Source organism: Acidobacteriota bacterium (assembly GCA_028875575.1).
Classification (GTDB): Bacteria; Acidobacteriota; Terriglobia; order Versatilivoradales; family Versatilivoraceae; genus Versatilivorator.
Genome location: JAPPDF010000100.1, coordinates 32,801 through 45,235 on the forward strand (window position 1 = coordinate 32,801; position 12,435 = coordinate 45,235).

Here is a 12,435-nt window from a genome sequence, read left to right on the forward strand (position 1 = left end):
GGAGGGGGAGTCGGTGAGACAAGGGCTCCGCCCGCAGTCGAACCGGTGGGGGGGCCAGTCTCCGGGGTTGGTAAGAGGCTCCTGTTTCACTCTCGAATGATTCCTCCCTTCGTCGCGGTTAGGGGGACTGTCCTCCTCTCACCGCGCCGAGAGTTTTTCAAGAGTTTTCAACACGATCTGTCCCACCCGTTCCATGCTTCGGGGACTGACCTTGTCCAGTGTGTCCTGCGGCGTGTGCCAGTAGCGGTTGTTCGGTCCGAATTCGAAATCGATCAGATCCACGGCCGGGATACCCACCTCGGTAAATGGGATGTGGTCGTCCTGCACGGCCATCGGATTACCGGAAAGGTGTTGTCCATAGCCCAACTCGGTGGCGGAGTCTCGCACCAGGCCCATCAGCCATGGGGTCGAGCTGAGGTCGTTCTCCAGCACCAGGTCCTTGTCGCCCACCATGTCCATCAGAATCATGGCCTTGATTCTGCCGGTCTGACCTCGGGCTCTGAGACGCTCCACGAAATAGCGGCTCCCGTAAAGACTGTCGGTGCGCGACCAAGCCCTCTGGGCTTCTTCTCCGTCGAAAAAGACAAACCACAAGGAGAAGCTCAGTTTCCGGCGCGAGAGCACCCTCGCCAGTTCCAGCAACAGTCCTACGCTGGAGCCTCCATCGTTGGCCCCCACAAAGACGCCGTTTGTCATCAAGTGGGTGTCGTAATGGCTGGCCAGAATCACTACCTTCCCCTTTTCGACCGGAGAGCGGCCCATGATATTTTTCATGGGCAGGTTGCCATTGGGAGTCGAAGCCAGGAAGTTCTGGTGTTCGACCTCCAGGGAGAGTCGGCGCAAAACGTCCGTAATGTACTGTTGGGCTTTCTTTATGCCGGGTGAAGCCGGAGGGCGGGGACCGAAGCTGACCAGGCGCTCCACATGGGTGAATGCCCGATCACCGCTCAAGGGGCGACTCTGTCCCGAAAGATTGACGGCGACAATGCCAACCAGGAGCAGACTGACAAGCCCTGTGGGAACCCCTGGGCATGGGTGGCGGTGGGTCATGGAATACAGGCAGTCTATTCCCGGAAGACCTCAACTTCGGAATCCGGAATGGTGAGTTTCTTGAGCTTCAGGTCACTGTCAAGCCAGAAATTGACTTTGAATTCTCCCGTGTCGACCAGGAAGCGGCGCAGCCAATGGGGTTGATCCTCGATTTCGACTTCCTCCTTGCCCACTTCGGAAACGCTGATTCCTCCAGCCAGGAACTGTTGCGGAACGAATGCGGAGAACTCCTGAAGGCCGCCCCGGCAGAGGTCGTACCGCTTGGAGAGGATCAGATAGTGGTGAAAGACATTGTCGTCCAGGACGGTCACATCCTTTTTCAATTCGATTCTTTTCCGGTCTACACCTTCATCCGAAATATAGGATACCCGGCTTCGATCCGGCAGAAACCTGACCTTGGCACTCATTCGATTGGGGCCCGCATCCTGCACTACTTCGTAATCCTCCGGTTCAAACAGGTCATTGAAACGCAAGGTGGACTGGATGCGGAAGGTCACCGGTTCAGCGGGCGGACGGTCGGGGGGTGGAAATTCCTCATAGTCTTCCTCGTCCAGATATTCCGGAGGTTCCACAGGGTCATCCCTGGTGATGGTGAGTTGGGTGCGGCTGCTGGCTTTAATTCGATTGGCGCTTCCCGAAATGTCGAAATCTTCGTGGCCGATTTCCTCTCCTGCGAAAAATATTCTGAAACGGCCGAGTTCGCGTCCGGAATATGTAATCGGTGGAGGCTCCTCGTCCTCCTCCAACTCCTCGCACTCCTGCTGGGCCTGCAGCGTGGGCGCAGCCGCCAGCAGGCGGCATGGATGCGGAAACAACAGCAATGCCAGCAGGATGATTAGCCTAACGCCCATGGTCAGGAGGGGTAGCAGTGTGTCTCGGTGAGGGCTGCAAACGGGTCTTTTCCAGGATGGCGCTCACTATTGTATCAGGGGGCAAGGAGGCGTCGACCTCAAAATCGCTCAACCGGTACAGGGGCAATCGGGAGGAGTAGAGCTCCTGGAGGGAAGCCGGATCCTTCAGGAGCGGTCGGGTGCCGTCCGGGGGGCATCGCTCCAGCACACTCTCCAGGGCCAGGTCGAGAAATACCGATAGTCCCAGCTTACTGATTTGGAGACGGTTCCCCGGGTCCACAAATGCACCGCCTCCCAGGGCTGCGACGCAGTTCTTCCACCGCCCCAGATTCCTCAAGGCATCGCTTTCCATCTGGCGGAAGAAGGGTTCGCCGTGCTGTGCAAAAATTCGGTGGATGGGACCACCGAAGGAGTCCTCGATCATGGAGTCCAGATCCAGGAAGGGCCATCCAAGGCGCTTGGCCAGCAACGGTCCGACAGTCGACTTCCCGGAGCCCATGAAGCCGACCAGAAAGACACGGTCTCTTTCCATCTGCAAAAAAATAGCCCAAGTGGGCTTGGGCATACCTTCAGTTGAAGCTCGGCAGGTTTGAAGAAACCAGGGCTAGAACTCTTCCGAAGACTGGCGTTTGATCTGGATCGGGCCACTGAAGGTGGAGAGCTGCACGGTTGCCGCACCTTCGTTCAGGGTGCCCAAGAGCGAATGGCGGTCACGCCACAGCCGTCGGTGTTGCTTGGACTTGATGGGAAGGTTGGTCTTGATGCTCCCCTTAAACGTCCGGGCTTCCCACTCCACCGAGGCTTCCTCATCGCAGATGACCGAAATCTGACCGTCGGTACTGGAAAGATTGTAGGAGCCTCCACCCATGAAATCCCCTTTGTAGGTGATGTTGCCAAGGGTTGAGTTGGCCTTGACATTGTCGCTTTCCAACTGGTCCAGCACAATGTCTCCAGTCACCGTGGTGGCGTGAATGGTTCCCTTGGATTGGGTGACCTGCACGGCCTTCCGTCCGAGCGAGGAGGCATTGACGTAACCCTCGACCCCGGCCACCTTGACCTCTGCCTCCACCACGTCCACGCTTACCTGGCCTCGAATGTTGTGTACCGTAACGACGCCCATGTTGGATCGAATCTCCAGGTTCGATTGTTCCGGAACGTAGAGCTCATAGTCCACCACCGTATTCTCGGCGGTGGCCAGCTCGTCCAGCACGTGACTGGTGATCCGCACCCGGTTAGGTCCGACTTCGGTATCGATTTCGACGTTCTCCGAACGCCTCATCCCAATCACCGTCACCACCTTGTTCTTGCCGCCCTCCACGGAGATCGAGCCGGAATAGTTCACAAGGATGATGGTGGGCGAGTCCCCGACGTTGAAGATCTTTTCCTCGCGATGGTCGTGCGGAGCTGAGGTCGCGGGAATTGCCAGCATCAGAGCAACTGGCAGGGTCAGGAGAGTTTGGCGATTGGTCATGATCGTGGTTGCAAAACCTCTCATGTTCAGGAGTTATAACAATGAATCCGAGGTCACGATGGTCTGCATCAACTCGACTTTCTTTTGATAAGCGGCCAAGAGGTACCGGTGGGCCAGCGGATTTTCCGGGCTGTTTTTCACCGCCTCCTTGCACTCGTGCAGGTAATAATCCATGGTCGCCAGATTGTCGTGAAATACCTGTGCCAGGACCGGATCCAGGCTCTCCAGCTTCTCGCGGGAGCTTGCGCTGAGCGCCTCGATGGCGGCGCGGTAATTCGCCTCCGCCTTGCGGAGTTCCTCGAGAACGGCCTCCTGGTGGGAAGTCGAGACCGCGGGAACCGGAACCACCGGCGAGCGGGTGGTCAAATCGAATACCAGCAGCGACCCGACCCCGAGAAACAAAGCCAATATAGCACCGCTCCAGGCGGGTTTCAAGTCAGGCAAGCGCTTGGGCAGAAGCGCGGCCCAGAAGGATTCTTTGGGCTTGGAGCGAATGAGCCCTTCGGCTTCGAGCTGGAATCGGAGGTTGGTCCAGAGATGCTCGGGCGGATCCAGGGGCTCCAACCCTTCCACGCCTGCGCGGATGGAATGGAGGTCCTTATGGAAAGCAGCGCAGAGGGGGCAGGACTTGAGATGTTTCTCAACTGCCTCAGCCCGCGAGGGATCCAGTTCTCCATCCACCCACGACGAGACCTCTTCTAGCATGTCCGTACATTTGATCATAAGGGCTATCCTCAACCAACCCGGGTGAACGTAAAGATTCCTACCGTTGGTAGGTTAGATACATAAAATCGCTATGGTGATGCCTTGAGTCCTCTTTTTTCCAAATTCGGCTTCTTGTCCAGCAACAGGGACCTGAGCTTGAGGCGTGCCTTGAAGAGCTGGGACTTGGAATTTCCGACCGAATAACCCATCATCCGGGCAATTTCGTTGTGTTCATATCCTTCAATGTCGTGCAGGACGAAGACGGTCCGATACCCTTTGGGCAGTGCTGCTATCGCCTTTTCCAGCGTGATTCGGTCCACAACGCCCAACAGGTCGATATCCTCGGTTCCATATTCCTTGGGAGGGAGATCCTGCCCGTCGTCGCGGTCCTGATCCAGCGAGACCTGGTCCAGCCCCTTCTTTCTGATGCGCATCAGAATGATATTGACTGTCAGGCGATGCATCCAGGTCGAGAACGCCGAGTCTCCCCGGAAGGTGCCGATCTTCCTGAAAAGCTGCATGAAGGCTTCCTGGCTCAGGTCCTCCGCCTCTGCCGGATCGCGGACCATTCTCAAGCAGAGCGAGTAGACCCGGCGCTTGTGCATGTTGTACAGCACCTCGAACGCCTGTGGGTCCCCGGCGACGCATCCAGCGATGGCTTGAGCTTCGGTCATCTGTAAGAACCTGCCGGCGCAGGGGCAGCCGCACCGTTGGCGAACAGGTCCGGACACGCATCCGAACGGATGCCAAAAGTTGTTATCTGCAAATGACTTATCACATCCACAAGAGTCAATGCGGTCCGCCTGAGGGTCGAAAATAGCGGATGGTTGGGAAGGTGTCAACCTCTGAAAGGAGCTTGTCCACCTGTGGAAAGAGGGCCTGAACGGCAGTTCCGGGCAGTCGAGTCCGCATCCTGTGGCCGGAGCGGGATCGGCGGCGCAGCCAATTTCCGTTTGTGGGGAGCATGATCGGTTAAGCGTCGACACATCAACGGTTAAGCCGGTCAGTTTCTTGACTGGGGAGGGCTTTCTGTGTAGGGTTAGTCGCGACTTTTCTCGGAACCCGGGGTCGTGACTCCCCTTGTTGACCGTGATTGGCTGGTTTTTCCCGACCCAACGATATGAAGTGTCCCTATTGTAGTCACCTTGAAGACAAGGTCGTCGATTCCCGAGAGAGCAGGGAAGGTGAGGCTATCCGCCGCCGCCGCCAGTGCGCGGAGTGCGGGCGCAGATTCACCACCTACGAAAGGATCGACGAGATTCCCTATTTGCTGGTCAAGAAGGATGGGTCTCGGGAGAGGTTTGATCCGCAGAAGCTGATGGTGGGTCTATTGAAGGCCTGCGAGAAGCGTCCGGTGAGCATGAACCAACTGGAATCCATCGTGAATGAAGTCGAATCCTTTGTTCACGAGTCCGGCAACCGCGAGAGACAAACCGCTCAGATAGGCGAAATGCTGATGGAGAGATTGCGTCAACTCGACAAGGTGGCCTATGTGAGATATGCCTCGGTGTACCTGGATTTCAAGGACATCAAGGAGTTCATGGCAGAGCTTCGAGAACTGCTCAGAGTTGAGAGAACAGGCTGACCGGGTGCGGCAGCGTCGTGCCTGCACTCAAGGCGATGGATCCCTCCACAATGGCCACCGTGTTTCGCAATGCCCGAAGACTCCCACGGGGGGGCGCCCACATCGAGAGTTCCCCCATGCCAAGGAACTCCAGGGAATGCCGGCAGTTCCGGAGGACGTAGGGATCATGGCGGTCCGGTCCTCCGTTCAGGGTGAAACCAGGCTGATCGAACGCATACACCGCCTCGCCCGCCAAGTTCTCTCACCATCCGAAAACGTTTCCATCTCGTTTGGCGACGACGCTGCCGCCCTGGTCCCGTCCTCGGGGCATACGCTGCTGATTTCGACCGATGCCCTTGTAGAGGGCATTCACTTCGATCTGGACTACTTTCGACCGGAAGATCTGGGTTGGAAAGCCCTGGCCGTTAATCTCAGCGACATCGCCGCCATGGGAGGCAAGCCGTTGGGATTCACCACTTCATTGGCGTTTCCGGAAGAAAAGCCACCAAGCTTTGTGACCCGGATTTATGGGGGCATGTTGAAGCTGGCTGAACTCAGCGGGGCCGCGCTTCTGGGAGGCGACCTGTGTGCGTCTCCGAAAACCTTGTTTTTGGACGTGACCATTTTGGGAGAAGTGAAATCGGAGCAGGTTCGCACTCGAAAGAATGCTCGTCCTGGAGACAGCCTTTTTGTCACCGGGGAACTTGGGGCGTCGGCGATAGGACTGGAGTTGCTTCGGCGGGCTCCCCGGCGGGCCCGTTACTATCCGCACCTGGCGGGAAGACATCTGCGGCCGATACCCAGAAATCGCATGGGTTGCTGGCTGGCAGCCAACGGCTTTGCTTCCGCTCTTATCGACTTGAGTGATGGGCTCTCTACCGACCTTCACCATCTTTGCCAAGCGAGTCGGGTGGGCGCCGTGATTGAAGCGGACCGCATACCCCTGCCTGGAATCAGCCCAAAAGTCGGTTCCTGGGTGGAACGGCCCCTGCTAGACTATGGGTTGAATGGTGGCGAGGATTACGAGCTCCTGTTCACGGTGCCACACGGGAGTCGGCATCAGATTCCCGGCCGGTTGGACGGCCTTGGGATTCACGAAATCGGCCGTATTACCGATGAGCCCGGGGCGTGTTGGCTTCGAGAACGGGGATGCTTGAGACCTCTTGCGTCCGGCGGATTCGACCATTTTCAAAAATAGATCCTTACTGTGTTCGGCAACCGGTCCACAATTCTTCCATCGTCGATGCTCAGGGACGGAGTTCGCGTCTGCGGAGTGCTGATCCTGTTGCTGGCATCAGGTGGCCGGGGCCAGGCCCAAATACCTTCGATTCTGATTCAGCCCGATATTCGGGTGTTTACCGTTCTGGGCGCACTGCGGGCCGCCGGATTCGATGAGGGCTCGCTCCTGCTTCATCCGGCAGGCCTCCCGATCGCCCGGGATTTTCGCGATCTTCCCACCGGACTGAAGGCACGGTTGAAGAATTTCTACGAGTCCCATCGCGGAGGAGACGATCCACGAAGGGAACTGACCAAATATATTTCGCTGGCGTTCGTCATCGATGGCCCTCCCGACTTCAAGCCGCTTCTGGGGCCGGGTCGGATGCCTCCCGACGCCGGTTCCGTAGTCGAACTGACGAGTCTGCTGGGGGAGTTCTACGCCAAGGCAAGAGTTGAATCGGTCTGGAGCCGCTACAGGCATCTTCATGATCGCGCCGTCCTGGATTACCGCCCATTGATCAATCGAATGATCATGACCACGGAGGGATATCTCAGGATGCGGTCGGGCGTCTATCGAGGGCGGCAATTGGTGCTGGTGCCGGATTACCTGGTTCCCCCCAATACTTTCAATGCACGAACCTATCAAAGCAGCTACTATTTTCTCTTCAGTCCATCCAAGTCCCCCAAGATTTCGGAAATCCGCCATCAGTTTCTGCACTTCCTGCTGGATCCCTTTGCCGCCAGGTATCCGCTGCCGGTTGAGCAGAGAAAGGTTCTGACCGAGATGATGCTGGACGGGAGCGAGCATCCGGAGAGCGCCGGACAAGGGGTGCAGGAGATGGTTACCGAAAGCCTCATCAAGGCAGTGGAGATGCGGCTCGATCGCTTGGCGGAGGAGGAGGCCAAAGCGTCCCTGAATGAGGCTGTTCGCTCGGGAGCCCTGCTGTGCCCCCATTTTTTCGCTGCCCTGCAACGGTTTGAGGAGGAGTTCGAAGGATTTCAACTGTATTACCGAACGCTACTCTCGGGGCTGGACGTTGCTGCGGTCTGGACAGCCCGGCAAGAAGCTGTCCGTTCAACGCCCGCGGAGACGGCGCCGTTGAGTCGGCTGACGGAAGTGGAGCGCCTGATTCGCCAGGCCAAGGCCAGCCTGGGAAGCGACGACTTGGAACGAGCCGCGGAGCTCTTCAATTTGGTGTTGGACCGGCACGACTCCCGTAACGGCGAGGCTTTGTACGGATTGGGCATCGTGGCCGTCAGCCGCGGTGACAAGAATGAGGCCAGGGATTTTTTCGGCAGAACGGTGGCCTCGGATTCCTGTCCGGACTCGGTCAAGGTATGGGCCTATATCTATCTGGGACGACTTTTCGATCTGGACGACGACCGGGAGGAGGCAATATTGCAGTACCGGGCTGCCGTTGCCCTGGGCGACAATACACGGGGCGCCCAAGCCGTTGCTCGGAGCGGATTGCTGGAACCCTTCCAACCAAAGTGAGGTAGAGTAATTCCGGCCATGGAACACGGGCTCGAAAACCTGGAGGAGCGAATCGAGTACCTGTTCAAGGATCGGTCCCTGTTGGTCAGAGCCTTGACACACAGCTCCTATGCCAATGAATGCCGGGTCGAGCAGGGAGACAACGAGCAGTTGGAGTTCCTGGGAGATACGATCATAGGCTTCGTGGTTGGCGAATATCTGCTCGTGAATCACCCCGATTTCTCCGAGGGTCGACTTTCCAAGCTCAGAGCCCAACTGGTCAGTTCCAGCAGTCTGTTTCGCATGGCCTCCGGCCTCGAGCTGGGCCGATTCCTGAGATTGGGAAAGGGCGCAGAGAAAGGCGGCGCCCGCAAGAAACAGGCTGTGCTGGTGGACGCGACCGAGGCCTTGGTGGCGGCGGTGTATCTGGATGGCGGGATGGACGCAGCCCGCCGGTTTGTACTGAAGCAGTTGGAAGAGGATTTGGGGGACATCCGATCGGGGCGCTTCGTTTCCTGCGATTACAAGTCCAGGCTGCAGGAGAGGTTGCACTCGCTCCGTGAGGCGCCGCCCGAATACTCGATCATCGAAGAGTCCGGTCCCAGTCATCGACGACAGTTTTCCGTACGATTGACCATCGGGGGTGAGCCGACGGCTCAAGGTCAAGGCAGGACCAAGAAAAGCGCCGAGCAGGACGCGGCCCGCCAGGCCCTGGAGAGAGTAGAGCGACAGCTATCGTGGAAAACGTGATTTCAAATAACGCCGATCGCCCACCCAGGCAATCGACCCTGCGCGAATACTTCGAAAGTTTCGTGGTGACCATCGTTCTGGCGCTGTTCGGAACGACGTTCGTGGTCCAGGCATTCAAGATTCCCACGCCCTCCATGGAGGACAATCTGCTGGTTGGGGACCACCTTCTGGTCAACAAGTTCGTCTATGGCCATCCGGGGGGATGGCTGAAGCTGCTACTTCCGTTCCAGCAGGTGAAGCACGGCGATGTCATTGTATTCCGCTACCCGGAAGATCCCTCCAAGCATTACGTCAAGCGGGCCATCGGGCTGCCGGGAGATCGCATCCGTATGGAAAACCAGCGGTTGTACCGGAACGGCGAGCACGTGGCCGAGCCCTATGTGTTCCATAAGCGTCCGGGACGCAACAACGTGGAAATCAGGGACACCTTTCCGCTTAGCGAGGACCAGATCAATCGCTTCGCCGACTACAATCAGGCCCGCGATATTCACCTGGCCTACCGGTATTTCAAGGAATTTACCGATGGCCAGGACGTCGTGGTCCCGCCCGGACGGTACTTTGCCATGGGTGACAACCGGGACAATAGTGCCGACAGTCGATATTGGGGATTCGTTCCTCGAAAAAACATCGTGGGCAGAGCATTCATCATCTATTGGTCGTTCGAGACGGGGCCCAGGCAACACCTGCAGGATTCGCTTTCGGACCGAACCGGTCGGTTCGCGGATGTCCTGTTGAACTTTTTTCGCAAGACCCGTTGGGATCGGACATTCAAGCTGGTGGGATGAGAACGGGGAGCAGCAGGAACCGCATGGGGAGAAGAACGGCTCTTTATTTGTTGGGTCTCCTTCTGTTGGGGGCGGGCGCCTGGCGGTTCCTACGCGCACCCTCGGAAGCATCCGGACCAGCCCCGGCGGCCAATCGGACCGCGGCCCAGGCATTTGCCAAAAAGCTGGCGGCCATCGCCCTTCCGCCGGCGGGTTCCACCGCAGGGCAGGCCGAGTTCACCGAGGCCGAGATCGATGCCTTCCTTCAACACGAGATTTCACGGCATTACCCCAAGGGAGTGAGACGGATCCATTTCCGCTTTCAGCCGAACCAGCTATCCGCCCGGGCCCTGGTGGACTTCGATGAAATGCAGGCCGACTCCGCCGCCGCCCGCAAGTCATTGGTGTGGGCACTGCTTCAGGGAGAACACTGGGTGGAGGTGTCCGGCAAGCTGACAGGTGAGAACGGGCTGGGCCGATACGATGTTCTGGGAATCCGGATCGATGACCAGGAGATCCCCAGGGTCTTGATCGATTTGCTGCTGGATCACTATGTGCTTCCCAAGTATCCCCGAGCAGGGCCCAACACCGATTTCGATCTCCCCTTCAATATACAAAGCATCGAGTTGATGCCGGGCAAGGTCTTCGTCCGCTATGGCGCCTGATGGCCGCCCGGATCGTGCAGGACAATCCCTTCCGGGAGATTGTCTCCCGGCAATGGACACTCACTCCGCCAGTGACTGCCAATCGCTGCTCGATCAATGGGTCGGCCGAGCGCTCCAACCTCTTGGCAGGAACAGGCTGTCATAAAGTTTCAGAGCAAAGCGATCGGTCATCCCCGCCACAAAATCGACCGTGGCCAGTTCGACTCCCTCTTCAGGACGCCGGAAACTGTTGGGAATGCAGTCGGGACGGGCCAACAGATGGTGGTAGATATCGCTCAGGAGCTTCTTGGCCTTGAGTAATTCTTCCTTGGGAATGCTGCGCGCGTAGACTGTCCGATAGAGAAAGTGCCTCATTTCCATCATCGCCTGCAGGACCGGGGGGCTCATGCAAATAATTTGAAGATTGGTTGCCAGGCTGGAGCCGATCACGTCCCGGACCAGGGTGTCGATTCGCAGCGAGTGGCTTTTGCCCAAGGCAGTCGTCAACTCCCTGGGGATGTCGGACTCTCGAATCAGCCCCGACCGCAGAGCATCATCCAGGTCGTGGTTCACGTAGGCGATCACGTCGGAAACTCTGACGACCTGACCCTCCAGGGTTGAGGGGCGTCCCTTGTCCTGGCTGGTGAATACCGCGCCCGCGCCCTTGGAGTGCTTGAGGATTCCGTCCCTCACTTCCCAGCAAAGGTTCAACCCCCGTCCCTCCTGCTCCAACCTGTCGACAACCCTCAGGCTCTGGCGGTAGTGGCGAAAGCCGCCGGGAGCAAGTTCATCCAATATGGCTTCACCGGCATGCCCGAAGGGAGTATGACCCAGGTCATGCCCCAGCGCTATCGCCTCGGTGAGGTCCTCGTTCAGTCGCAGAGCCCGGCTGACGGTTCTGGCGATTTGGGCGACTTCGAGTGTATGGGTGAGGCGGGTCCTGTAGTGGTCACCCTCGGGCGAAAGGAACACCTGGGTCTTGTGTTTCAAGCGGCGAAATGCCTTGGAATGGAGGATGCGGTCGCGGTCGCGCTGAAAGGCGGTTCGGATGGCGCAGGCAGACTCTTGCTTCCGGCGGCCTCGAGTCCGGATGCTGAGGGTTGCTTGAGGGGCCAGGGTTTGGGCCTCGTGCTCCTCCGCCCGTTGACGAAGGGTCTCAACCATCAGGGATCAATTTTCCTTAACCGCTGCTCGGCTTCGGTAGAGGCAGGTGAAGTGGGGAATTCGTCGATGACCTTTTGGTACATTTCGGCGGCCTGCTCCTTCTGGTTCTGTCGCTCGTAAAGGAGGGCCGCCTGCATTGCCAGGGTCTCTCCGGGCGTTGTCAAGGCATTGCGTTCAACCAACTGCTGATAGACCTCGGTTGCCTTGGCCAGGTCTGCGGTGTCCTCGTAAATGCTTCCCAGGGCTGCCAGCGCCAATGCGCCGAAGTCCGACTGCTCCCGGCTCAGAGGTTCAAGCAGAGACACGGCCTCCGAGCTCCTGTCGAGGCGGTGGAGACAAAGGCCCGAGTAATACGTGGCGATCTTGCCGGCCGCCCTGGAGTCGTGCCGGGAGATGACTTCCTGAAGCTCCGACAGGGCCTGTTCATATTTCTGTGTGGCGGTCTCAAAGAAAACCGGAGCCCTCAATGCGGACGACTCGGTCTTGCCCACGGTTGCATGGTAGGTCGCCAGGGCTCGGGCCAACTCCTCTTTGGAATGCTCCTCCTGCTTGGCCGAATAGTAGTAGTAGCCTGCCACCAGAGCGGCTACGACTCCGACGGCCGACAGACCGCGCAGGATTTCGGAACGATTGTTGGCGAAGAAGTGGCGGGTCTCATCCACCAACATCATGAAGCGGTCTTCCTTCAGGATTTCATGCCGGGTCAGTCGGGCCAAGAGATTCTCCCAGAGTTGTTGAATTTCAGTAGCGGCGGAATTGTCGCCCCAGGTGCGGAGAACC

General features: G+C 58.2%; 14 protein-coding genes. 6 read left to right on the plus strand and 8 right to left on the minus strand.

What is annotated here, in order from left to right:
• Positions 1 to 138 precede the first annotated feature (138 nt).
• The 6 genes from OXI69_17070 to OXI69_17095 all read right to left on the minus strand — a co-directional run bounded on the left by OXI69_17070 (position 139) and on the right by OXI69_17095 (position 4,751).
• On the minus strand, positions 139 to 951 hold the full coding sequence (locus tag OXI69_17070; protein ID MDE2667856.1) for a M28 family peptidase: 813 nt from the start codon (positions 949 to 951) through the stop codon (positions 139 to 141).
• 113 nt (positions 952 to 1,064) lie between these two features.
• Positions 1,065 to 1,901 (minus strand): hypothetical protein, encoded by an 837-nt coding sequence (locus OXI69_17075; protein ID MDE2667857.1) that lies wholly within the window; start codon positions 1,899 to 1,901, stop codon positions 1,065 to 1,067.
• The gene (locus OXI69_17080) at positions 1,891 to 2,433 is read right to left on the minus strand and encodes a shikimate kinase (protein ID MDE2667858.1); all 543 of its coding nucleotides are present in this window, start codon (positions 2,431 to 2,433) and stop codon (positions 1,891 to 1,893) included. Before OXI69_17080 ends, OXI69_17075 begins: the two co-directional genes overlap by 11 nt.
• Before the next feature lie 72 nt (positions 2,434 to 2,505).
• Complete coding sequence (locus OXI69_17085; protein ID MDE2667859.1) at positions 2,506 to 3,372, minus strand: DUF4097 family beta strand repeat-containing protein; 867 nt, start codon at positions 3,370 to 3,372, stop codon at positions 2,506 to 2,508.
• A 33-nt stretch (positions 3,373 to 3,405) separates the two neighbouring features.
• Positions 3,406 to 4,095, minus strand: coding sequence for a zf-HC2 domain-containing protein (locus OXI69_17090; GenBank protein ID MDE2667860.1), 690 nt, complete (start codon positions 4,093 to 4,095; stop codon positions 3,406 to 3,408).
• A gap of 71 nt (positions 4,096 to 4,166) precedes the next feature.
• On the minus strand, positions 4,167 to 4,751 hold the full coding sequence (locus OXI69_17095) for a sigma-70 family RNA polymerase sigma factor (protein MDE2667861.1): 585 nt from the start codon (positions 4,749 to 4,751) through the stop codon (positions 4,167 to 4,169).
• Positions 4,752 to 5,197: 446 nt separating this feature from the next.
• Here OXI69_17095 and nrdR point away from each other — a divergent pair, with 446 nt between their 5' ends.
• The 6 genes from nrdR (at position 5,198) to OXI69_17125 (ending at position 10,512) form a co-directional block, all read left to right on the plus strand.
• Positions 5,198 to 5,662 carry a transcriptional regulator NrdR gene (gene nrdR, locus OXI69_17100; protein MDE2667862.1) on the plus strand — a complete coding sequence of 155 codons (465 nt, stop codon included), beginning with the start codon at positions 5,198 to 5,200 and terminating at the stop codon, positions 5,660 to 5,662.
• A 136-nt stretch (positions 5,663 to 5,798) separates the two neighbouring features.
• A complete protein-coding gene (thiL, locus tag OXI69_17105) occupies positions 5,799 to 6,839 on the plus strand; it encodes a thiamine-phosphate kinase (protein MDE2667863.1) in 1,041 nt (346 codons plus the stop codon).
• A gap of 75 nt (positions 6,840 to 6,914) precedes the next feature.
• On the plus strand, positions 6,915 to 8,354 hold the full coding sequence (locus OXI69_17110) for a hypothetical protein (GenBank protein ID MDE2667864.1): 1,440 nt from the start codon (positions 6,915 to 6,917) through the stop codon (positions 8,352 to 8,354).
• An 18-nt stretch (positions 8,355 to 8,372) separates the two neighbouring features.
• Positions 8,373 to 9,083 (plus strand): ribonuclease III, encoded by a 711-nt coding sequence (rnc, locus tag OXI69_17115; GenBank protein MDE2667865.1) that lies wholly within the window; start codon positions 8,373 to 8,375, stop codon positions 9,081 to 9,083.
• The gene (gene lepB / locus OXI69_17120; GenBank protein MDE2667866.1) at positions 9,080 to 9,868 is read left to right on the plus strand and encodes a signal peptidase I; all 789 of its coding nucleotides are present in this window, start codon (positions 9,080 to 9,082) and stop codon (positions 9,866 to 9,868) included. Before rnc ends, lepB begins: the two co-directional genes overlap by 4 nt.
• A gap of 23 nt (positions 9,869 to 9,891) precedes the next feature.
• Positions 9,892 to 10,512 carry a hypothetical protein gene (locus OXI69_17125; protein ID MDE2667867.1) on the plus strand — a complete coding sequence of 207 codons (621 nt, stop codon included), beginning with the start codon at positions 9,892 to 9,894 and terminating at the stop codon, positions 10,510 to 10,512.
• Between the two features lie 93 nt (positions 10,513 to 10,605).
• Here OXI69_17125 and OXI69_17130 read toward each other — a convergent pair whose 3' ends face one another.
• Together OXI69_17130 and OXI69_17135 are read right to left on the minus strand one after the other, a co-directional pair.
• Complete coding sequence (locus tag OXI69_17130) at positions 10,606 to 11,655, minus strand: deoxyguanosinetriphosphate triphosphohydrolase (GenBank protein ID MDE2667868.1); 1,050 nt, start codon at positions 11,653 to 11,655, stop codon at positions 10,606 to 10,608.
• Positions 11,655 to 12,371 (minus strand): tetratricopeptide repeat protein, encoded by a 717-nt coding sequence (locus OXI69_17135; protein ID MDE2667869.1) that lies wholly within the window; start codon positions 12,369 to 12,371, stop codon positions 11,655 to 11,657. The genes OXI69_17130 and OXI69_17135 overlap by 1 nt, the downstream gene beginning before the upstream one ends.
• Positions 12,372 to 12,435: the final 64 nt, after the last annotated feature.

Bases quoted from the DNA above. Each gene is read 5' to 3' on its own strand.
- OXI69_17080 (MDE2667858.1), bottom strand. From the start codon at position 2,433: ATGGAAAGAGACCGTGTCTTTCTGGTCGGCTTCATGGGCTCCGGGAAG.
- rnc (MDE2667865.1), top strand. From the start codon at position 8,373: ATGGAACACGGGCTCGAAAACCTGGAGGAGCGAATCGAGTACCTGTTC.
- OXI69_17130 (MDE2667868.1), bottom strand. From the start codon at position 11,655: ATGGTTGAGACCCTTCGTCAACGGGCGGAGGAGCACGAGGCCCAAACC.
- thiL (MDE2667863.1), top strand. From the start codon at position 5,799: ATGCCGGCAGTTCCGGAGGACGTAGGGATCATGGCGGTCCGGTCCTCC.
- OXI69_17090 (MDE2667860.1), bottom strand. From the start codon at position 4,095: ATGATCAAATGTACGGACATGCTAGAAGAGGTCTCGTCGTGGGTGGAT.
- nrdR (MDE2667862.1), top strand. From the start codon at position 5,198: ATGAAGTGTCCCTATTGTAGTCACCTTGAAGACAAGGTCGTCGATTCC.
- OXI69_17075 (MDE2667857.1), bottom strand. From the start codon at position 1,901: ATGGGCGTTAGGCTAATCATCCTGCTGGCATTGCTGTTGTTTCCGCAT.
- OXI69_17125 (MDE2667867.1), top strand. From the start codon at position 9,892: ATGGGGAGAAGAACGGCTCTTTATTTGTTGGGTCTCCTTCTGTTGGGG.
- OXI69_17085 (MDE2667859.1), bottom strand. From the start codon at position 3,372: ATGACCAATCGCCAAACTCTCCTGACCCTGCCAGTTGCTCTGATGCTG.
- OXI69_17095 (MDE2667861.1), bottom strand. From the start codon at position 4,751: ATGACCGAAGCTCAAGCCATCGCTGGATGCGTCGCCGGGGACCCACAG.